Here is a 20,884-nt window from a genome sequence, read left to right as displayed (position 1 = left end):
CGCTCAATGGCACAGGTTTAACCATCACTTCGCATCATGAACGATCAAAATCATCCTCTCGCCCAACTCTTTGCCAACAACCAGGCTTGGGTCGAGCGCAAACTCAATGAAGACCCTGAGTACTTCTCGCGGCTTGCCCATCAGCAAATGCCCGAATACCTGTGGATCGGCTGCTCCGATTCGCGCGTGCCGGCCAACCAGATCATCGGCCTGCCGCCAGGGGAAGTGTTCGTCCACCGCAACATCGCGAACGTCGTCGTTCACTCGGATTTGAACTGTCTGTCTGTGATCCAGTTCGCAGTCGATCTGCTCAAGGTGAAGCACATTATGGTGGTGGGCCACTACGGCTGCTCGGGTGTCGGCGCGGCTCTCTTCGACAAGCGCGTCGGTCTTGCCGACAACTGGCTTCACCATATTCACGATGTGCGCGCCAAGCATGCGGCGCTGCTCGACGAATGGCCGATCGGCGAGGCACGGCACCGGCGCCTCGTCGAATTGAATACGATCGAACAAGTCGTGAACGTGTGCCGCACGACGATCGTCAACGACGCTTGGGCACGCAGCCAGCCGCTCATGGTGCACGGCTTCGCATACGGCGTGCATGATGGCCGCATGCGCGATCTCGGCATGACGATTTCGAACTTCGACATGCTAAGCAGTACTTATGAACGTTGCGTCGCCGCCCTATCGGCCAATCGGGCCAGCGCCGCAGACATCGACACGGTAGCCGCCGACGCGGCTGAGCTGAAGAAGGTGGAGGCGGTCGTCGGCGGCGTAATCAAGGAGCTCAGAGATGACTGACGCAAAGCGCGGTACCGGAGATCCCATTGTCATTGCAGCGGCGGCCCGCACGCCCATGGGCGGCTTTCAGGGCGAACTGGCGGCACTTGCGGCGCCACAACTAGGCGCCATCGCCATTGAAGCGGCGCTCGCGCGCGCGGGCTTGCAGCCGCACCAGATCGACGAAGTGCTGATGGGGTGCGTCCTGCCCGCCGGCCTCGGTCAGGCCCCGGCACGGCAAGCGGCGCTCGGCGCAGGGCTGCCGGTTTCAACGGGCTGTACGACCGTCAACAAGATGTGCGGCTCGGGCATGCGTGCGGCAATGTTTGCGCACGATATGCTCTTGGCCGGCTCAGCCGATGTGATCGTCGCGGGCGGCATGGAAAGCATGACGAATGCGCCTTACCTGCTGCCGAAGGCACGAGCCGGCATGCGTATGGGTCACGGGCAAGTCATTGACCACATGTTTTACGACGGCCTTGAAGATGCGTATGAGAAAGGCCGGTTGATGGGCACGTTCGCCGAAACTTGCGCGGCCTCCTTCGGCTTTACGCGCGAAGCACAGGATGCGTTCGCCATCGAATCGCTCATGCGCGCGAAACGTGCCAACGAAGACGGAACCTTCGACTGGGAAATCGCCCCCGTCAAAATTCAGGGCCGCAAAGGCGACGAGGTGACGATCGCACGCGACGAGCAGCCGTTCAAGGCAAATATCGAGAAGATCCCGACGCTCAAGCCTGCATTCAGTAAAACGGGAACGGTAACGGCGGCGAACTCGTCATCGATCTCAGACGGCGCTGCGGCCCTAGTGCTGCTGCGCGCATCGACGGCCGAGCGGCTCGGCATGACGCCGCTTGCGCGCATCGTCGGTCATGCCACGTTCGCCCAAGAGCCGGCGCAGTTCACAACGGCGCCAGTCGGCGCCATCCGCAATCTGTTCGACAAAACCGGCTGGCAAGCCGCCGACGTCGACCTGTACGAAATCAACGAGGCATTCGCCGTCGTGACGATGGCCGCCATGAAAGAACACGGTCTCGCCCCCGAGCAGGTGAACGTCCACGGGGGCGCCTGTGCGCTGGGCCATCCGATCGGCGCTTCAGGCGCACGCATTATCGTCACGCTCATTGGCGCTTTGAAGAAGCACGGCAGCAAGCGCGGCGTGGCGAGCTTGTGCATTGGCGGCGGCGAGGCAACGGCGATGGGCATTGAGCTGCTCTAGTAACGTCCACATCCTGATCTCGCCGTTTCGGCAGACCTATTCGTCGACAAATCAGCACGTCGATGCCGCAAATCGAAACCCTCACCGGGCACGCGGAACGCTCGTTGGTGTCGTCGGCCTGTCGGTCTATCGATCGACTCAACGCCCACCGGCACCGTAGGGCACCCGCCGATGTGATCGAGGAGTACGAACGATGAGCACAGCTTTGATCGTAGGCGCATCTCGCGGCATCGGGCGCGAGTTCGTGCGGCAATATCGTGCAGCGGGTTGGCGTGTCATCGCGACGGCGCGAGACGATAAAGCGCTCGATGACATTGCGCGGGGCCTCGGTGCCGAGACAATCCGGCTCGATGTGACGGAGCCTCAGGACATAGACGCATTTGCCGACAAGATCGCTGACGAAGAGCTTCACGTCGCCGTCATCGGCGCGGGCGTCTACGGGCCGCACACTGGCGGCGTCGAATCGTTTACCGCCGAGGATTTCGACTACGTGATGGCAACCAATGTGCGCGGCCCGATGTTGATGATGCCGGTGCTGCTGCCTCGCGTCGAATCGGTTGGAGGCGTGCTGGCCGTGTTATCGAGCCGCATGGGCAGCATCGGCGATGCGAACGGCACGACAGGTTGGCTGTATCGCGCGAGCAAGGCGGCGCTCAACAGTGCGCTGCGCGTCGCATCGCTGCAAACGCGGCGCGCCGCCTGCATTGCACTGAATCCCGGCTGGGTACGCACGGACATGGGCGGCGCACAGGCAGTGCTCGAGCCTGACCGCAGTGTCGCCGGCCTGCGCGCCGTCATTGCGCAGGCCGGCGTTGCGCGCGCAACGTTCAACGGGCGGTTCCTGCAGTACGACGGAACGCCGGTAGAGTGGTAACGCGACGAATAAGCGACGAACCGCGGGAACGACAACGAAGCAACCGGGGAAACCGAATAAGGCCGGAGGCGACAACATGGTGCTGGATGAAGACCACGTGATGGTTCGTGACGCAGTGCGCACCTTCGTGCGCGAGGCCATCACACCTCGCGCAGCAACGTGGGACCGCGAGCGCACGTTTCCGAAGGACGTGCATCGCCAACTCGCAGAACTCGGCGCATACGGGGTGCTCGTGCCGAACGAGTACGGCGGCGCCGGGCTCGATGCGCTCGCACTCGCCTTGATACTCGAGGAGATTGCGGCGGGCGACGGTGGCACCTCGACCGCGGTCTCGGTCAACAACTGTCCCGTCTGCAGCATCCTGCTCGCCTACGGCAACGACGAGCAAAAGCGCGATTGGCTGACGCCGCTTGCGCGCGGCGATATGCTGGGCGCGTTCTGCCTGACCGAGCCGCAGGCGGGGTCGGACGCCTCAGCGCTCTCTACGACAGCGGTGCGCGAAGGCGGCGATTACGTGATCAACGGCGTCAAGCAGTTCATCACGAGCGGCAAGAGCGGCGATGTGGCGATCGTCCTCGCCGTGACCGACAAGTCAGCCGGCAAGCGGGGAATCAGCGCCTTCATCGTACCGACGACCGCGCCGGGCTACATCGTCGCTCGCCTCGAAGACAAGCTCGGCCAGCATTCCTCCGATACAGCGCAGATCGTTTTTGACCACTGCCGCATACCGCGCGCCAACCGCATCGGCGAAGAGTGCGATGGCTACCGTATCGCCCTTTCGGGCCTTGAGGGTGGGCGGATCGGCATTGCGGCCCAAAGCGTTGGCATGGCGCGCGCGGCACTCGAGGCGGCGCTCGCTTATGCCAAAGAGAGAAAAAGCTTCGGACAACGTATCTTCGATCATCAAGCGGTGCAGTTCCGCCTTGCGGAAATGGCGACGCAGCTCGAAGCAGCGCGGCAGTTGGTCTGGCACGCGGCCTCGCTCAAGGATGCCGGCAAGGCCTGCCTGACCGAGGCTGCCATGGCGAAGCTCTTTGCCTCCGAGGCAGCCGAACGGATCTGCTCGGCCGCACTGCAGACGTTCGGAGGCTACGGATATGTCAGCGATTTTCCCGTCGAGCGAATCTACCGGGATGTGCGCGTGTGCCAGATCTATGAGGGTACGAGTGATATTCAGAAGATGCTGATCGCGCGTGGGCTGGAGCGAGAAACCCTCTAACCCTGGGCCGGTTGAACGCCGTCATGAAGCGCGGCCCGCGTAAAATCGCCCCATGAAACCATCGACCTCCCGAAGCCTCACATCCTCGCCACTCGAGTGCCCCTGCGGCGGGGCCTCACTCAAGCCACCCTCGTCGCACAAAGCGCCGCCGTTCGCCCAATGCTGCGGACCCTTGCTGAGCGGAGCGACGATAGCGCCCACGGCGCTTATGCTCATGCGCTCGCGCTATACGGCCTACGTGGTCGGGGATGCCGACTACCTACGTGCGACGTGGGATGTTTCCACTTGTCCAGACGATCTCTCGATCGATCTCGAATCGCCGGAAACTCCGAGATGGTTAGGACTACAAATCAAACGTTTCGAGGTGCTCGACGATACGCACGCTGTGGTGGAATTCGTCGCCCGTTTCAAATCCGGTGGACGTGGGCACCGTTTGCATGAAGTCAGCCGTTTCGTACGCGGTACCGACGGACGCTGGCGCTATGTGGACGGAGACGTGCACGAGCACTGACCCCACTTTCAACCGGCTTACCGTTTTTTTGTGCATGACCGCGTGCTTATGCCAAACGACAATGCTTCGCAAATCCGGACTCTCCTCAATGACACATTTCATTTTGGTGAGCTAGGATCGATATCGTTTTGACGCGTACGCTAAGGCGAATTGTCGGCTGCCGTCGGTTCGTGCCGTCGGTCGACACGGCATGCGTCTCGCGCCGCATCCCCGCGTTTTTCGTCCACGCCGACGGCTGCCGGTTCACGCCGCGATAGCCTGTGCGGCGAATCGCGGCTTTTGCCAGCTTTTTCGAGCAAGGCCGTGAGACTGATGCGCGGATACGCATTCGCACGAGTTCCAAGAAACCCGGCGTCGGCATGACTTGTTTTCAGAGCAGGTACGCATGAGTTGGAAGAACGTCTTGGTGGGATGGGTCTGTGCGTGTGCGTGGATAGGCGCTCAGGCGCAGGCGAGCCCCGACGCAACGGTACAGCGGGTCGCGCTCGCCACTTCCGCAAAACGGCCGCTTTCAGCCGCCGACGCGGCCGGCCCCAATCTCCGAGAAACGGCACTGCCGCTTCTCGCTGGCGACCTGAACGAACGGGTCGTGCGTGTCCCCGTCGACGGCACGGGCAATATCACGCTCGAGACGACGATCTTCAAGCCCGATGGCCCGGGCCCCTTCCCCTTGGTCGTGTTCAATCACGGCAAGATAGCGGGTGATCCGGGGGCACAGAGCCGCAGCCGGCCGCTGGCCTTCGCGCGCGAGTTCGTGCGCCGCGGCTATGTTGTGGTGGCGCCTAACCGAGAGGGCTTCGCGAATTCCGACGGCACGTATCGCCAGGAAGGCTGCAATGTCGAGAAAAATGGGATCATGCAAGCCGATGACGTGGCGGCAACGATTGCCTACATGTCGCAGCAGCCGTATGTCGATGCGTCGCGTATCGTCGTAGCCGGCACCTCGCACGGCGGCCTGGCGACAATCGCCTATGGCATGCGAGCGGCCCCCGGCGTGCGCGGCCTGATCAACTTCTCCGGCGGCTTACGGCAGGACGCTTGCTCGGGTTGGCAGAACAATCTGACTCACGCATTCGAATCCTATGGCGAGCACGTGCAACTGCCGTCGCTCTGGCTCTACGGCGATAACGACTCGATCTGGACGCCCGAACTGACCGCACGCATGTACGCTGCCTACACCGATCAAGGCGCGAGCGCGACGATGGTCGACGTAGGCCGCTACAAGAACGATGCACACCGGCTCGTCGTCGATCGCGACAGCGTGTCCCTCTGGTGGCCGTCCGTCGAGGCGTTCCTTAACCGTATCCACATGCCCACGCGCACGGAGTACCGCGTTGAGGCGCCTGCCGTGCCACCTGCCTCGGGCTACGCGGCGGTCGATGCCATCGAGGCGGTCCCGTATCTCGATGCAGCCGGCCGCGCCGCCTATCGGAAGTTTCTCCGCCAGTTTCCGAGCCGCGCGTTTGCCGTCGCGCGTTCAGGCGCCTGGTCGTGGGCCGAGGGCGGCGACGATCCGATATCCGTCGCCCTCTCCAATTGCAGCAAGGAAAACCACGGCGAGGCGTGCCGGCTCTACGCGGTTGACGATTCGGTCGTCTGGAACGAGGGCACCCGAACGGCATCGTCGAGTGGCGACGATCAAGCTAATCGAGTTGATCGAGCCGATGAACCGGGTGAAGCGCCCAATCACGCTTCGCTCGCCAGTCGTTGATGGCCGTTGATGGCCATCAAAAAATGAGCAAATGACCGGCAGGGGCGCCTGTCCGCCTTCCGCTTGCCCGCCTGCGGAGTCCAAGCACAGGCTTCTCTGAAAATGGGCCAATAGCGACGCCCGTGCGCGATGGAGCCCTGCGTTTGCGTATTTTCTCTCGTCCAGCGCCTAGACTCTGCCGTCGTCAACCACCGCGAAATCTCGTGATTTGCGAGCAATCGCCGCGAGCTGTAACGAACGGCCGCCAAACGGCGCAATCGAGCAGCACGCGCAAAACGTGCATCGCGACGCGGAACGCGCTACTCTCACGTCCACTTTTGGCTCTCGCGGGCTCGTCAGCGAGGCTTGGCACCTAAAAAAATGATGTATACGTCCGCGGTTTTCGCCTGCGGATGCTAAGCAATGGAACACAAGCACATGAACGTCGATGCGTCGAGGGAAGTGTCGAGCACGCAAGTGCGCAGCGAGGCTTCTAACGATTGGGTCGCGCGCAGCCTTGCCGCTGTCTGGCACCCCTGCACTCAGATGAAGCACCATGAGCGCCTGCCGCTCGTTGCCGTGGCGCGCGGCAGCGGCGCGTGGCTTTTCGATCACGACGGCCGCCGCTATCTCGACGGCATCAGCTCCTGGTGGGTCAATCTTTTTGGGCATGCGAATCCGCGCATCAATGCGGCGTTGAAGGCGCAGCTCGATACGCTCGAGCATGCGATGCTCGCGGGCTGCACCCATACAGCCGCCGTCGAGCTGGCCGAACGGCTCTCGCGGCTCACGCACGGCACGCTCGGGCATGCGTTCTTCGCGTCGGATGGCGCCTCGGCCGTCGAAATCGCCTTGAAGATGAGCTTTCACTGCTGGCGCAACCGCGGTCATGATGAAAAGCGCGAATTCGTCTGCATTGCGAACGGCTACCACGGGGAGACGATTGGGGCACTCGGCGTCACCGATGTCGCCTTGTTCAAGGACGCCTACGATCCGTTGATCCGCTGCGCACATGTCGCCGCATCGCCCGACGCGCGCCGCGCGCAAGCGGGCGAGACTGCCGCTGACGTAGCCCGGCGCGCGCTCGACGACGTTCGTGCGCTTTTCGAATCGCGCGCGGGACGCATCGCCGCATTGATCGTCGAGCCGCTCGTGCAGTGCGCAACCGGCATGGCAATGCACGATACGTCTTACATTGCCGGCCTGCGCGCGCTCTGCGACGAATACGACGTGCATTTGATCGCTGACGAAATTGCCGTCGGGTGCGGGCGCACGGGGACATTTTTTGCCAGCGAACAAGCCGGCGTCTGGCCGGATTTCCTGTGCCTATCGAAGGGGATCAGCGGCGGCTACCTGCCCTTGTCGATCGTGCTTTCGCGTGACGAAATCTTCGCGGCTTTCTACGACGACGACACGACGCGCGGCTTCCTGCACTCGCATTCCTACACGGGCAATCCGCTCGCATGCCGGGCCGCACTCGCGACGCTCGATCTCTTTGAAAGCGACAACGTGCTCGCTGTCAACGAGCGCAAATCGGCGGCGCTGATGGAAGCGCTTAGCCCGCTACTGAAGCATGACGCGGTCCGCCATGTGCGACGCTGCGGCACGATCATCGCCTTCGATGCCGCGCTCGAGGGCGACGCCGCACGCACGTTCTCGCGCCGCTTCTTCGAAAATGCGCTGTCGCGGGAGTTGCTGCTGCGCCCGATCGGTACGACCGTCTACCTGATGCCGCCATATATTTTGGACGAAGAAGAAATCGCGTTGATCGCGGCACGTACGCACGAAACATTCGAAGCGACATTGGCGAACGGGGTGAATCGATGAGTCTGCTCGATACGTTGCGCGAAGGCCTCTCCGATGTCGAGTCGCGCGGGCTCACGCGCCGGCGGCGCACCGCCGAGACGCCCTGCGCCGCCCATATGAATATCGACGGCCGCGACATCGTCGGTTTCGCCAGCAACGATTACCTGGGGCTCGCCGCGCACCCCGCGCTGGTTGACGCGCTCGCGCAAGGGGCAAGGCGCTATGGCGCGGGCAGTGGCGGCTCGCATCTGCTCGGCGGCCACTCTCGCGCGCACGTTCAGCTTGAAGACGATGTCGCAGCGTTCTGCGGCAGCTTCGTCGATGCGCCGCGCGCACTCAGCTTCAGCACCGGCTACATGGCGAATCTGGCCACGCTGACAACGCTGGCCGGGCGTAACACGACACTCTTTTCCGATGCGCTCAATCATGCATCGCTGATCGACGGGGCACGCCTTTCGCGCGCCGATGTGCAAATCTATCCGCATGGCGATATCGCTGCGCTGGCGGCCATGCTCGATGCGTGTGAGTCCGATGCCAAGCTGATCGTCACGGACGGCGTTTTCAGCATGGACGGCAACGTCGCGCCACTGGCCGAATTGCTTGCGCTTGCCGAGCGTCACGGCGCTTGGCTCGTCGTCGACGACGCACACGGCTTCGGCGTGCTCGGCCCACAAGGGCGCGGCGTGCTTGCTCAGCTCGCGTTGCGCTCGCCGCATCTCGTCTACATCTGCACGTTCGGAAAAGCAGCGGGCGTGGCGGGTGCTGCCGTCATCGCGCATGAGACGGTGATCGAGTGGCTTGTACAGCGTGCACGCCCCTACATTTTCACGACGGCGGCGCCCCCCGCCGTGGCGCACGCCGTATCGGCAAGCCTCGCGATCATCGCGAGCGATGAAGGCGACGCGCGCCGCGCCCACCTCGCATCGCTGATAGAGCGAACGCGCGGCCTGCTTCGCGCGACGCGCTGGCAGCCGGTCGATTCACATACGGCGATCCAGCCGCTCATCATCGGCGACAACGAAACGACGCTCGCGCTCGCGGCACGCTTTCAGGCCGAGGGGCTCTGGGTGCCCGCCATCCGGCCACCGACCGTTCCCGTCGGCACGTCGCGCCTGCGCATCTCGCTGTCGGCCGCGCACTCGCTGGACGATCTGGCGCGGCTCGAAGCGGCGCTGGGCCGAATCGCCACCGGGGACGAAGCATGAGCGCGCCGCTGTCGCTCTTCGTGACCGGTACCGATACGGAGATCGGGAAGACATTTATTTCCTGTGCGTTGCTTCATGGCTTCAGGCAGGCCGGATTGCGCGCGGCAGCGATGAAGCCCATCGCCGCTGGAGCCACCGAGCGCGACGGGGAGTGGCATAACGAAGACGCGGACGCGCTCGATGCCGCGGCCAGTGTCGCCCTGCCGCCTGCCATCCGCACGCCGTACCTGCTGAAAGCGCCCGCCGCACCGCATATCGTCGCCGCGCGCGAAGGCGTCTCGCTCGATCTCGAGCACATCGTGCAATGCCATCGCAAAGCGATGCAACGCGCCGACATCGTCGTTGTCGAGGGTGTGGGCGGCTTTCGGGTGCCGCTTGATGACACGCGCGACACCGCCGATCTTGCGCACGCACTGTCACTGCCGGTCGTGCTCGTCGTCGGCATGCGGCTCGGCTGCATCAACCACGCGCTGCTGACGGCAGAATCGATCGCGAAGCGCGGGCTGCGCATCGCAGGCTGGGTCGCCAACCTGATCGACCCCAACATGCTTTATCCTGACGAGAACATCCAGGCGGTGAGCGGCTGGCTCGCGCGCGAGCACGATGCCCCGCTTCTCGGCACCGTGCCGCGCATCGTACCGGCATCGCCCGAGCGAGCGGCGTCCCACCTGGACATCACAGGACTCCTTAACAACATGCGCGGCGTACAAAGCTCGCGCTAACGCCGGTTTGCCGTGCGGCAGCGTCACCCTGGCTGACGGATGAACACGGTAACCGCGCCCCTTGCCTGAAAGGATCGACGACATGACTCAAGCCCAAACCGAATCGACGCTGACCATCGCCACGCCGCCGACACCGGCGCCGGACAGCGTCCGCTGGCGCGTCGCCGACGTCGCCGCGCTCTACGAGCTGCCGTTCAATGACCTGCTGTTCCGCGCGCAGCAAGTGCATCGCGAGCATTTCGATGCGAACGCTGTGCAGCTGTCGACACTGCTGTCGATCAAGACCGGTGGCTGTGAAGAGGATTGCAAATACTGCTCGCAATCGTCGCACTACGACACCGGCCTCAAAGCCGAAAAGTTGATGGACGTGGAAGACGTTTTGAGCGCAGCGCGCACGGCAAAGGAAAGCGGTGCGACGCGCTTTTGTATGGGGGCCGCTTGGCGCAACCCGAAGGAGCGCCATCTCGAGCCGATTCAGGAGATGATTCGCGGCGTGAAGGCGCTGGGGCTCGAAACCTGCATGACGCTCGGCATGCTCGATGATCACCAGGCCACGGCACTGCGCGAAGCAGGGCTCGACTATTACAACCACAACCTGGACACATCGCCCGAGTTCTATGGGCAGATCATTTCGACGCGCACCTACCAGGACCGTCTCGACACGCTAGAGCGTGTTCGCGATGCCGGCATCAACGTCTGTTGCGGCGGCATCGTCGGCATGGGCGAATCACGTCGTGCTCGCGCGGGGCTCATCGCACAGCTCGCAAATATGGACCCGTACCCGGAATCAGTGCCGATCAATCACCTCGTAGCCATCGAAGGCACACCGCTCGGCGAGGTCGAGCCGCTCGACCCGTTCGAATTCGTACGCACGATCGCCGTGGCGCGGATCACGATGCCAAGCGCGATGGTGCGGCTGTCGGCAGGTCGGCAGCAGATGGATGACGCCGTGCAGGCGCTTTGCTTCATGGCGGGAGCCAACTCGATCTTTTACGGCGATGCGCTGCTGACCACGAGCAACCCCCAGGCCGACGCCGATCGCCAGCTCTTTGCACGGCTCGGCATTCAGCCGCAATCAGCGGGACAGTTGACGTCGAAGGAAGCCTGTACCGAGGGATGCCACAAGGAATAAGGCCCGCGCGTGCGGGTGTCGCGTGGCTGTCGCACGGTAGCCACCGAAAACGTAGAATGACGGGCATTCTCCTTGTTGCGACGCGCTGTCGCCCGCTTAAGCCAACGCATGGATATCCTCGTTCACTTGCCCGAAGCAGCAGAGACAGCCGAATGGCTGTCGTCGCTCACCCGTGCATTGCCCCACGCTGACATTCGCGCGTGGCAACCCGGAGACACGGCTCCCGCCGACTATGCGCTCGTCTGGCGGCCGCCGCATGAGCTTTTCGCGGAGCGCGCCGGGCTCAAGGCAGTGTTTAATCTCGCTGCCGGCGTCGACGCGCTGCTCGCAATCGAGCGCAATGCACCGGGCACGCTGCCACCGGATGTGCCCGTCATCCGGCTCGAAGACACCGGCATGGCCGATCAAATGGCCGAATATGCCGCCTATGCGGTATTGCGCTACCTGCGCCGCTTCGACGAATACGAGCTGGCGCAGCGCCGATCCGACCCATGCTGGCGCCCCCTTGCCGCGCATGCGCGCGAGACGTTCACGGTCGGGGTGCTAGGCCTGGGTGTGCTCGGCGCCCATGTCGCAAAGACCCTCGCATCGCTGGGTCTCCCCGTACGGGGCTACAGCCGCAGCCGCAAATCGCTCGAAGGCATCGAGACTTTCGCCGGCCATGACGAATTCGATGCATTTCTCGACGGCGTGAAAGTCCTCGTCAATCTGTTGCCAAGTACGCCCGAAACCGATGGCATTCTGAACCGCTCGACCTTCGCGAAGCTTGCGCGCGGGGCGTATCTCATCAACCTCGCACGTGGCGCGCATCTTGTCGAAGCCGACTTGCTCGACGCGCTCGGCGAGGGCCGGATCGCGGCCGCGACACTCGATGTATTCGCACAAGAACCGCTGCCGCCCGATCACCGGTTCTGGCGCGAGCCGCGCGTGACCATCACGCCGCATGTCTCGGCCGTCACGTTGCGTGAACCGGCCGTCGCACAGATCGCAGAAAAAATCGCGGCGCTCGAGCGCGGCGAGCGGGTCACCGGCGTCGTCAACCGCGCGCGCGGCTACTGAGGCTCGCGTTCTACACTTAAGCGGCGTCGCGCGCCATTAGTCGGCAGTCCTCATCAATCGCTTGGAGAGATGACATGTCCATGCCTCGCGCAGTGAAGATCGTCGAAGTTGGCCCGCGCGATGGGCTGCAAAACGAAAAGCAGCGGGTGCCGACCGCTGTCAAGATCGATCTCGTCAACCAGCTGTCGGAAGCCGGCTTTCCGAACATCGAAGCTACGTCGTTCGTATCCCCCAAGTGGGTACCGCAAATGGCGGATGCAGCCGAAGTGATGGCGGGCATCACGCGCCGCCCAGGCACGCTCTACTCAGTGCTCACGCCGAACCTCAAAGGCTTCGAAGCGGCGCTCGAAGCGCGTGCCGACGAAGTGGTCATCTTTGGTGCGGCGAGCGAAGCCTTTTCACAGCGAAACATCAACTGCAGCATCGCCGAGAGCGTCGCTCGGTTCGAGCCCGTCGCGCGTGCCGCGAAAGATCAGGGCCTGCGCTTGCGCGGGAGCATCTCCTGCGCGCTCGGTTGCCCCTATCAAGGCGAGGTGCCCGTAACCTCCGTCGTCGACGTCGTGCAGCGATTCGCGGCGCTCGGGTGCGACGAGATCGACATTGCCGACACGATCGGCGTCGGCACGGCCAAGCGCACGCACGAGATATTTGCCGCTGTCACCAAGGTGTTTCCTCGCGAGCAGCTCTCGGGACACTTTCATGACACGTATGGGCAGGCAATCGCCAACATTTATGCGTCGCTCTTGGAAGGCATCGTGATTTTTCATGCGTCGGTGGCCGGCCTCGGTGGCTGCCCGTACGCGAAGGGGGCCACGGGCAACGTGGCAACGGAAGACGTGCTCTATTTGATGAACGGATTGGGCATCGAAACCGGTGTCGACCTTCAAAGGGTCACCGCCATCGGCGAGTTCATTTCGACCGCAATTGGCCGCCCCAATGGTTCTCGCGCGGGGCGCGCACTGCTTGCAAAAGCAAAGGAATCGCAAGGCAGTCAGTAAGGTAAGCATGACGCGCGCGTGGCGCTCTAAGTGCAGATGAATCAGGACGCCTTGACTGATTACGATGTTGTTTTCGCTTTCGCTATGGACAACGAACCCATGACGCCACCGAACATGCTTGATAACGATGACGACTTGAAGGCGCTCGTCAATTTGCCCGATTCGGCGCGGCGCGTCGCATTGCTGCTTCGCGAGCGCGGGCATGACAAGCGGGTCGTCATGCTGCCCCAAACGGGCAAAACCTCGGCGGAGGCGGCGGCCGGGCTCGGCTGCTTGGTTGCGCAGATCGCGAAATCGATTCTCTTTCGCCGACGCGAGGACGACGCACCCGTGCTTGTGATTGCAAGCGGTGCGAACCGCGTCGATGAAGCCAAGGTTGCACGCGAAGTCGGTGCGATTGGACGTGCCGATGCCCAGTTTGTCCGGGACAAGACCGGCTATGCAATCGGCGGTGTCTGTCCGATCGGGCATGCGACGACGCCCGTCACGCTCATCGATTCGGATCTGCTTCAGTTCGATAGCCTTTGGGCCGCGGCCGGCCATCCTCATGCCGTCTTCAATTTGTCGCCCGACGAACTGATTGCGCTGACGGGCGCGCCGGTGGTGGACGTCGCATTGCGCGATTGAGGGAAGTGGCCGTTTCATTAAGCGGAGGGCGACGACTGACGACGCGCCCTGTTACAAAACAGCGAGCACCAAAAAGAAAACCGCTCGTCACGGATGACGAACGGCTCAATTTACGACGTGATCAAAGCGTCGCCACCATGATACCGGTGCGCGCCGGCTCGAGCATCGGTGATTTCCCTGCGAAATCCGCTTGGCTCCGCCGACTTCCGTCAGATCAAATCTTTCATTTCCTCTTCGTTGACGATCCAACTACGGGACTGGCCACTCCATCGGCAGCCGCCAAACCGATGATGCGCCCTCGGTCTGGTGCCGGGCATGCAAAGCCAATTGGCCGCATCGGTTGCACCGGGCCGGGACTCGAGCCAATAGAGGCCGAGCACTCCCTCCAACAGAACAAAGCACCCGGACGCCAGGGCGGCGCGGTCCGTATAATCGAACGATCGTTCTCTTCGTGATGCACCAAGGAGACTTGCGTCATGGCCCTGCCCGCTGTTCTGCAGCACCTGAGCTTGCCTGTCGTCGCATCGCCGATGTTCATCGTCAGCTATCCCGAGCTCGTGCTCGCACAATGCAAGGCGGGCATCGTCGGTTCGTTCCCATCGCTCAACGCGCGGCCGGCGGAGTTGCTGGACGAATGGCTCACGCAAATCGACGAAGCCCTCGCCGCGCATAAGGCCGCGAACCCGGGCGCAACGGTCGGCCCGGTCGCGGTCAATCAGATCGTTCATCAGTCGAATGCGCGGCTCGAGCACGATGTGCGCGTCTGCGTCGATCACAAGGTGCCGATCTTCATCACGAGCCTGCGCGCCCCCGTGAAGGAGATGATCGACGCGGTGCACAGCTATGGCGGCATCGTGCTACACGACGTCATCAATTTGCGACACGCGCAAAAGGCGCTGGAGGCTGGCGTCGACGGCCTCATCCTCGTGGCGGCCGGTGCGGGCGGACACGCGGGCACGCTTTCGCCTTTCGCGCTCGTCGGTGAAGTGCGGCGCATCTTCGACGGCCCGATCGTGCTCTCGGGCGCCATCGCGACAGGTGCTTCGATCCTCGCCGCGCAGGCAATGGGCGCGGATCTCGCCTACATGGGCACGCGCTTCATCGCGACCAAGGAGGCCCATGCCGTGGACAGCTACAAGCGAGCGATCGTCAATTCGAGTGCGGCCGACATCGTCTACACGAACCTGTTTACCGGCGTGCACGGCAACTATATCCGCGAGAGCATCGTCAATGCCGGCCTCGATCCGGATGACCTCCCGGAGTCGGACAAGTCGACGATGAACTTCACGAGCGACAAGGCCAAAGCGTGGAAAGACATCTGGGGTGCGGGCCAAGGTGTCGGCCTCATGGACGACATTCCGAGCGTGGCTGAACTTGTCGAGCGGCTCAAGCTCGAGTACAGCGAGGCGCGAGCCCGCTTGTCGCTTTAGCGTCGATGTCGACGTACACGATGCAACGTCCAGCGTTACATCGTACGTCGATATTGCCCCCCTACCTCGAATAGCGCATGCGTGATCTGCCCGAGCGAGCAGACACGCACCGCATCCATCAGCACCGAAAACACGTTCTCGTCATCGATGACGGCCTGTTGCAGGCGGCGCAGCATTGGCCCGGCCTCCTCGCGGTGCCGCTCGTGGAACGCCGCAAGCCGCGCGAGCTGACTTTCCTTTTCCATGCGTGTCGAGCGGGCGAGCATGAGCGGTGGCGGCGCATCCTGCACGTGCTTTCCAACAAACGTGTTCACGCCCACGATCGGATAAGAGCCGTCGTGCTTGCGATGCTCATACAGCATCGACTCATCCTGAATGCGGCCGCGTTGGTAGCCTGTCTCCATGGCGCCCAGCACGCCGCCGCGCTCGGTCAGCCGGTCAAACTCCGCGAGCACCGCCGCTTCGACAAGATCCGTCAACTCTTCGACGATGAAGCTGCCCTGATTGGCGTTCTGATTTTTTGCGAGGCCCCATTCGCGCTGAAGAATCAGCTGGATCGCTAGCGCCCGGCGGACAGAGTCCTCGGTCGGCGTCGTGATGGCCTCGTCATAAGCGTTCGTATGCAGCGAGTTGCAGTTGTCATAGACGGCAATGAGCGCTTGCAGTGTCGTGCGGATATCGTTGAAGTCGATTTCTTGAGCGTGCAGACTGCGTCCCGACGTCTGCACGTGGTACTTCAGCTTCTGGCTACGCTCGTTGGCGCCATAGCGCTCGCGCAGCGCGATCGCCCAGATGCGCCGTGCCACACGTCCGATCACCGTGTACTCGGGCTCCATGCCGTTCGAGAAGAAAAACGACAGATTGGGCGCGAACTCGTCAATCGTCATACCGCGCGCCAAATAAGCCTCCACATAGGTGAACCCGTTCGCGAGCGTGTACGCGAGCTGCGTAATCGGATTCGCGCCTGCTTCGGCAATGTGGTAGCCCGAAATCGAAGCCGAATAGAAGTTGCGCACTTCGTGTTCGACGAAATACGCCTGAATGTCGCCCATGACCTTCAAGCTGAACTCGGTCGAGAAGATGCACGTGTTCTGGCCCTGGTCCTCTTTCAGGATGTCGGCCTGCACCGTTCCCCGCACATTCTGCAGCGCACGTGCGCGTGCTGCTTTCCTCTCTTCGACGGTGGATATGCGGCCCTCCCTCTCGCAGCTCGCAGCAAGCCGCGCGAGCTGTTGATCGATCGCGACATTGAAGAACATCGCGAGAATCGTCGGCGCAGGCCCATTGATCGTCATCGATACGGAAGTGCCCGGTGAGCACAGATCAAAGCCATCGTAGAGCACCGACATGTCGTCGAGCGTCGCCACCGATACGCCCGCGTTGCCGATCTTGCCGTAGATGTCGGGCCGCTCGTCCGGCTCTTCGCCGTAGAGCGTCACCGAATCGAACGCAGTGGACAGACGCGCAGCCGGCATCCCCTCCGAAAGCAGCTTGAACCGCCGATTCGTGCGCGCGGGGTCGCCCTCGCCCGCAAACATGCGCGTGGGGTCCTCGTCTTCGCGCTTGAAGGGGAACACGCCCGCCGTGAAAGGAAAATAGCCGGGCAGATTCTCGAGCGCCAGCCAGCGAAGGGTCTCGCCTGGGTCGACAAACTTGGGCAGCGATACCTTGCGCATCGTCGTGCCCGAAAGCGTCTTGACGGTCAGCGATGTACGGATCTCTCGGCCGCGCACACTCGCGACTTGCTCGTCGCCCGAGTAGCCCGCGACCGTCTTCGGCCAAGCGTCGAGGAGCGCTCGCTCGCGTGCCCCGAGTTGTGCGTCGCGCGCCGCAATCAACGTGTCCAGCCTTGCCACCACCTCGCCCGCCGGTTCGCTGACGGCTTGACCAGCACACTGCGTATCAGTCTTTGCCGCAACGCCTGCAAAGCCTGCGGCAACGCCAGCGACGTCAGCCGTCGCCCTATCTGAACCGTGCATCCCCTCCGACGCCCGCCTGAGCGCATCGCCGCCGATCGACTCGATCAGCATGCGTCGCGCCTCACGCAGCTGCCAGCGCTCGCGCGCAATCTGCGCTTGAGCCTCAACCCTTGCCCGGTACGTGCGTACCGTCTCGGCAATTTCCGACAAGTAGCGCACACGGGCAGACGGCACGATTGCATCGCGTGCGCTGGAATGGCGAGCGTCGCTGTGCGGCAAGCTCGGGGCGCACGCCGGACGCGGCAGCCCGATCTCCTGCAGCGACACAGCCATCCGCTGATAAAGCGCCGTCACCCCATCGTCATTGAAATGTGCGGCAATCGTTCCGAACACAGGGAGTGTTTCCGGCTCCACGCTCCATGCGCCCCGGTTGCGCTGGACTTGCTTGGCCACGTCGCGCAGCGCGTCAGCCGCGCCGCTGCGGTCGAACTTGTTGATTGCAACGAAATCGGCGAAATCGAGCATGTCGATCTTTTCGAGCTGGCTTGCGGCGCCGAACTCGGGTGTCATGACGTAAAGCGAACGGTCAGCATGGCGGACAATCGCCGCATCGCCTTGCCCGATGCCGGACGTTTCGACGATGACCAGATCGAAGCCGGCGGCTTTGCACGCCATCACCGCCGCCGGCAGCACGTCGGGCAGCTCGCTCGCCGCCTCACGCGTCGCAAGCGAGCGCATGAACACGCGTGGACCGTGCCCCCAATCGCCGATCGCGTTCATGCGAATACGATCGCCGAGCAGTGCGCCGCCCGACTTGCGCCGTGACGGATCGACGGCAATGACGGCAATCGTCAGCGCGTCGCCGTAATCGAGCCGCAAGCGCCGCACGAGCTCGTCAGTGAGCGACGACTTTCCAGCACCGCCCGTGCCGGTAATGCCGAGCACGGGAACGCGGCGCGCCGCTGCGCGCGCCGAAAGCGCAACCCGTGTCGTGGCATCGGCGCTGCCGTCCTCGAGCGACGTGATAAGGCGCGCGAGGCGGCGCCAGCGATGCGCAGCCGTGCCTTGCAAAGCGGCGGCGGCGGCTTCGCCGTCGATCTCGCCGATCACGCCCGGTCCTCTAAGCGCTGATGGGAGATGAGCAGCCTTGGCGCAGCGGGCAATCATATCGTCGATCATGCCCTGCAATCCAAGCCGCTGGCCGTCCTGCGGCGAGTAGATCCGCTCGACGCCATAGCGCTGCAGCTCGTCGATCTCTGCGGCGACGATGACCCCTCCTCCGCCGCCGAATACTTTGATGGACTCGCCGCCTCGCTCGCGCAAACGATCGACGAGGAACTTGAAGTATTCGACGTGGCCGCCCTGGTAGCTCGACACGGCGATGCCATCGGCATCCTCGTCGAGCGCCGCATCGGCCACTTCATCGACGCCTCGGTTGTGGCCGAGGTGAATGACCTCGACGCCGCTTGCCTGCAGCATGCGCCTCACGATGTTGATCGCGGCGTCATGCCCATCGAACAGCGCCGCGGCAGTCACGAAACGTAGCCGCGTCGAAGCGCTTGGCTTCGGCTCACCGAGGACCTGCGGCGTCGATAAATCGGTCATGTCTCCCCCAAACTGGCTCAGCCTTCTTTCAGCGACGATGCTTCGAGCAGTATAGGTAACCGGCACGCATACCCATGACGCTGTCCGGCGGGCATTGCACGCTCCGCGCCTCGGCCGGCGTTGGGGCTTACCGCTGCGGGGCCACGCCAAGAAAGGAGAAATTCGAGTAGAACACTTCCCCGAACTCGGGCTCAGTTGCGGTAGTCGGGAGCATCGGGGGGGCGCGCGGCCGGGTTCGACGGCCTCGGCGAAGTGCGGCTTGCACCGCGTTCCTCGTTATAGCGTGTCACCGCATCGCGGATCGAGCCTGCTCTCAGGTAGACCACATTACCGGGTGGACGCTGCCCGTTGTGCGCGTTTGCGCTGGTGGGTCGATACGGCATGCCGCTCGCCGCAGAAAGACGTTGTTGCCGCCCACCGCGCAGATTGCTCAGCGCGCGGCTTTCGGGATTTTGGCCCAACCCCGGCGTGGGCTGCGGGGTATCAGCGTGACGCTCAAAGGTTCGGGGCGCGAAGCCGGCCGGTTGGCGAAAACTGATCGAGGCGGCATACGGCGCGAGTTGAGGGTGCGCATAGGCGAGCGCAACTGCAGCCGCGCAAATCACGGCTGCCGCCAAACGCCCGATACTTCTATAACGCGAACCCGACATATCGATCCACTTGCCCGCTCGATCGGCGCCACCGATTCGCACCGTTTCTTTCCACACACGATTGGTGGATAGGCTGCAGGCGCCGCCTGCAGATGTAATTTATGGGCCGACCCAAAACGTGTCGAGGCAAAAAGTGTTAGACGCTCTACGCCGTTGTAACCTGGTGTTACTGCACCCTCGCTTTTCCGCGAATGCCCACGGAGACGGCGCCGCTCTGGTGCGAAGCGCGATCTGCCTTGAAGAACGTCCCCGAGTCACCGTATGGCGGACCGACATTAACCACAGGCCTCACGGCGCTATTAAAAGCGCGAACACCGAAGAAACCCCAGTCACATCACGATATAACAGACGGCCAATTAGATGATCGATAGGAGCAATGAAAAACCTCGCAACGCGTCCCGCGCTGCTTCAACTACCCTTGATGCACGAGAGCAGCCTGATGCTTTCGAAAAGAGAAAAACGTTTGCTCACCCGGCAAAACCGGTCTTGTCTTTCCCACCCCTGTAAATCTGCTCCAGAAATGTGTTCCAACAGACTGAACTGACACGCCAGATCACGTAATGCGATTTCAAGATACACCTTACATATTCTCCGTATTATTATTAATTACTGTAATATTCACCAAAATCTAAAAATCCTCTACTAAAATCTTGTTCACGGAACGATCACCATCGATCCTCTTCACCGAACTCGCACTTTCAAGAGAAGAACTAGTGAGCAGCGGAGACAAATTTGACGAGCATCGTCAGGGTGGTGCGGTCTGGCCCCGTCGTGAGCGGAAGTGGCGGGGATGGCGCGCCAGCGTCATGGAGCCGCCCCACGAAAATGAATCGTTCGAGCGTTACGTCAGCCAAAGACTGTCGTCGTTCCTTTGCGGCCAACTCGTGACTTTGCTTCTCGGCTATATCGTGCTGATTGCTGGCGACATCTGGCTCAAACGCGATATGCGTGGCTTAGTGGCGCTTGCGAGCACGCTACCGACCATACCGATGGCCCTCGCCGCTGTTGTCGCGTGGTCCGCGCGCGGCAGGTTGTGTGCCAGCCTGGCCACGCTGCTGTTCATCGGGGTCCTGGAAGCCGGCGTCGTGCAGTACGCGTTGCTGCACAGCGGGGAGCCGGGGGCAGCTCTCGCCGCTTTCGTCGTGATTCCCCTCGCATTCAGTCCTGTACTGCTACGCGGATGGGATTTTCCGGCGGCGGCAGTGCTGGCGGCGGCGGGCCCAATCGCGGTGGTTGCGCTACGCGCCTCCCCTGCACTAGAGGCATTCGGCGTCGCGATATCGATGTTCACCGCGATTTCGACGAGCCTCGTGACAAATGTTTTTGCGATAGCCCTGCAAAGGAAGCACTTTCGGCTCGAGCAACAACTGCGTGCCTTCGCTGACAGTGACGAGCTGACGCAGCTACCGCGCCGCCGCCGCGTGTTAGAGCTCGGTCG

Annotated in this window: 17 protein-coding genes; 15 read left to right on the top strand and 2 right to left on the bottom strand. The window is 62.8% G+C overall.

Translation table 11 applies throughout. The features are described 5' to 3' along the window. Positions 1–36 precede the first annotated feature (36 nt). The 14 genes from can (at position 37) to VL598_RS15805 (ending at position 15,272) form a co-directional block, all read left to right on the top strand. On the top strand, positions 37–801 hold the full coding sequence (gene can / locus VL598_RS15870) for a carbonate dehydratase (protein WP_325327679.1): 765 nt from the start codon (positions 37–39) through the stop codon (positions 799–801). Further along, complete coding sequence (locus VL598_RS15865; RefSeq protein ID WP_325327678.1) at positions 794–1,999, top strand: acetyl-CoA C-acetyltransferase; 1,206 nt, start codon at positions 794–796, stop codon at positions 1,997–1,999. Before can ends, VL598_RS15865 begins: the two co-directional genes overlap by 8 nt. 193 nt (positions 2,000–2,192) lie before the next feature. Continuing rightward, entirely contained in the window at positions 2,193–2,873 is a 681-nt protein-coding gene (locus VL598_RS15860; protein WP_325327677.1) for an SDR family oxidoreductase, read from the top strand. Positions 2,874–2,949: 76 nt separating this feature from the next. After that, positions 2,950–4,092: an acyl-CoA dehydrogenase family protein gene (locus VL598_RS15855; RefSeq protein WP_325327676.1), complete on the top strand. Its 1,143-nt coding sequence runs from the start codon at positions 2,950–2,952 to the stop codon at positions 4,090–4,092. Positions 4,093–4,144: 52 nt separating this feature from the next. Next, complete coding sequence (locus tag VL598_RS15850) at positions 4,145–4,603, top strand: YchJ family protein (RefSeq protein WP_325327675.1); 459 nt, start codon at positions 4,145–4,147, stop codon at positions 4,601–4,603. A gap of 385 nt (positions 4,604–4,988) precedes the next feature. Next, positions 4,989–6,314, top strand: coding sequence for a dienelactone hydrolase family protein (locus VL598_RS15845; RefSeq protein WP_325327674.1), 1,326 nt, complete (start codon positions 4,989–4,991; stop codon positions 6,312–6,314). Between the two features lie 417 nt (positions 6,315–6,731). Then, on the top strand, positions 6,732–8,120 hold the full coding sequence (gene bioA / locus VL598_RS15840; RefSeq protein WP_325327689.1) for an adenosylmethionine--8-amino-7-oxononanoate transaminase: 1,389 nt from the start codon (positions 6,732–6,734) through the stop codon (positions 8,118–8,120). Then, the gene (bioF, locus tag VL598_RS15835; protein ID WP_325327673.1) at positions 8,117–9,304 is read left to right on the top strand and encodes an 8-amino-7-oxononanoate synthase; all 1,188 of its coding nucleotides are present in this window, start codon (positions 8,117–8,119) and stop codon (positions 9,302–9,304) included. Before bioA ends, bioF begins: the two co-directional genes overlap by 4 nt. Continuing rightward, the gene (gene bioD / locus VL598_RS15830) at positions 9,301–10,026 is read left to right on the top strand and encodes a dethiobiotin synthase (protein WP_325327672.1); all 726 of its coding nucleotides are present in this window, start codon (positions 9,301–9,303) and stop codon (positions 10,024–10,026) included. Before bioF ends, bioD begins: the two co-directional genes overlap by 4 nt. Positions 10,027–10,108: 82 nt before the next feature. After that, positions 10,109–11,158, top strand: coding sequence for a biotin synthase BioB (bioB, locus tag VL598_RS15825; protein WP_325327671.1), 1,050 nt, complete (start codon positions 10,109–10,111; stop codon positions 11,156–11,158). A gap of 108 nt (positions 11,159–11,266) precedes the next feature. Continuing rightward, entirely contained in the window at positions 11,267–12,217 is a 951-nt protein-coding gene (locus VL598_RS15820) for a glyoxylate/hydroxypyruvate reductase A (RefSeq protein WP_325327670.1), read from the top strand. A gap of 74 nt (positions 12,218–12,291) precedes the next feature. Further along, a complete protein-coding gene (locus VL598_RS15815) occupies positions 12,292–13,215 on the top strand; it encodes a hydroxymethylglutaryl-CoA lyase (protein WP_325327669.1) in 924 nt (307 codons plus the stop codon). Positions 13,216–13,314: 99 nt separating this feature from the next. Further along, a complete protein-coding gene (locus VL598_RS15810; RefSeq protein WP_325327668.1) occupies positions 13,315–13,842 on the top strand; it encodes a YbaK/EbsC family protein in 528 nt (175 codons plus the stop codon). A 476-nt stretch (positions 13,843–14,318) separates the two neighbouring features. Further along, positions 14,319–15,272 (top strand): nitronate monooxygenase family protein, encoded by a 954-nt coding sequence (locus tag VL598_RS15805; RefSeq protein WP_325327667.1) that lies wholly within the window; start codon positions 14,319–14,321, stop codon positions 15,270–15,272. A gap of 35 nt (positions 15,273–15,307) precedes the next feature. Here the strand turns inward: VL598_RS15805 and VL598_RS15800 are convergent, their stop codons facing one another. Both VL598_RS15800 and VL598_RS15795 read right to left on the bottom strand, forming a co-directional pair. After that, on the bottom strand, positions 15,308–18,796 hold the full coding sequence (locus tag VL598_RS15800; protein ID WP_325327666.1) for a methylmalonyl-CoA mutase family protein: 3,489 nt from the start codon (positions 18,794–18,796) through the stop codon (positions 15,308–15,310). Between the two features lie 191 nt (positions 18,797–18,987). Then, a complete protein-coding gene (locus tag VL598_RS15795) occupies positions 18,988–19,488 on the bottom strand; it encodes a hypothetical protein (RefSeq protein WP_325327665.1) in 501 nt (166 codons plus the stop codon). A 764-nt stretch (positions 19,489–20,252) separates the two neighbouring features. On the opposite strand from VL598_RS15795, the gene VL598_RS15790 reads away from it, so the two are divergent. After that, the coding region (locus tag VL598_RS15790; protein WP_325327664.1) for a hypothetical protein at positions 20,253–20,884 on the top strand (632 nt) is incomplete at its 3' end.

It is taken from the genome of Trinickia sp. (genome assembly GCF_035492435.1).
Taxonomy (GTDB): Bacteria; Pseudomonadota; Gammaproteobacteria; order Burkholderiales; family Burkholderiaceae; genus Trinickia.
The sequence above is the reverse complement of the archived record's forward strand: the minus strand, read 5'-3'. Positions and strand labels throughout refer to the sequence as shown.

Bases quoted from the DNA above. Each gene is read 5' to 3' on its own strand.
- VL598_RS15820 (WP_325327670.1), top strand. From the start codon at position 11,267: ATGGATATCCTCGTTCACTTGCCCGAAGCAGCAGAGACAGCCGAATGG.
- can (WP_325327679.1), top strand. From the start codon at position 37: ATGAACGATCAAAATCATCCTCTCGCCCAACTCTTTGCCAACAACCAG.
- VL598_RS15855 (WP_325327676.1), top strand. From the start codon at position 2,950: ATGGTGCTGGATGAAGACCACGTGATGGTTCGTGACGCAGTGCGCACC.
- bioF (WP_325327673.1), top strand. From the start codon at position 8,117: ATGAGTCTGCTCGATACGTTGCGCGAAGGCCTCTCCGATGTCGAGTCG.
- VL598_RS15815 (WP_325327669.1), top strand. From the start codon at position 12,292: ATGTCCATGCCTCGCGCAGTGAAGATCGTCGAAGTTGGCCCGCGCGAT.
- bioA (WP_325327689.1), top strand. From the start codon at position 6,732: ATGAACGTCGATGCGTCGAGGGAAGTGTCGAGCACGCAAGTGCGCAGC.
- VL598_RS15845 (WP_325327674.1), top strand. From the start codon at position 4,989: ATGAGTTGGAAGAACGTCTTGGTGGGATGGGTCTGTGCGTGTGCGTGG.
- bioB (WP_325327671.1), top strand. From the start codon at position 10,109: ATGACTCAAGCCCAAACCGAATCGACGCTGACCATCGCCACGCCGCCG.
- VL598_RS15810 (WP_325327668.1), top strand. From the start codon at position 13,315: ATGACGCCACCGAACATGCTTGATAACGATGACGACTTGAAGGCGCTC.
- VL598_RS15805 (WP_325327667.1), top strand. From the start codon at position 14,319: ATGGCCCTGCCCGCTGTTCTGCAGCACCTGAGCTTGCCTGTCGTCGCA.
- VL598_RS15860 (WP_325327677.1), top strand. From the start codon at position 2,193: ATGAGCACAGCTTTGATCGTAGGCGCATCTCGCGGCATCGGGCGCGAG.
- VL598_RS15865 (WP_325327678.1), top strand. From the start codon at position 794: ATGACTGACGCAAAGCGCGGTACCGGAGATCCCATTGTCATTGCAGCG.
- VL598_RS15850 (WP_325327675.1), top strand. From the start codon at position 4,145: ATGAAACCATCGACCTCCCGAAGCCTCACATCCTCGCCACTCGAGTGC.
- VL598_RS15800 (WP_325327666.1), bottom strand. From the start codon at position 18,796: ATGACCGATTTATCGACGCCGCAGGTCCTCGGTGAGCCGAAGCCAAGC.
- bioD (WP_325327672.1), top strand. From the start codon at position 9,301: ATGAGCGCGCCGCTGTCGCTCTTCGTGACCGGTACCGATACGGAGATC.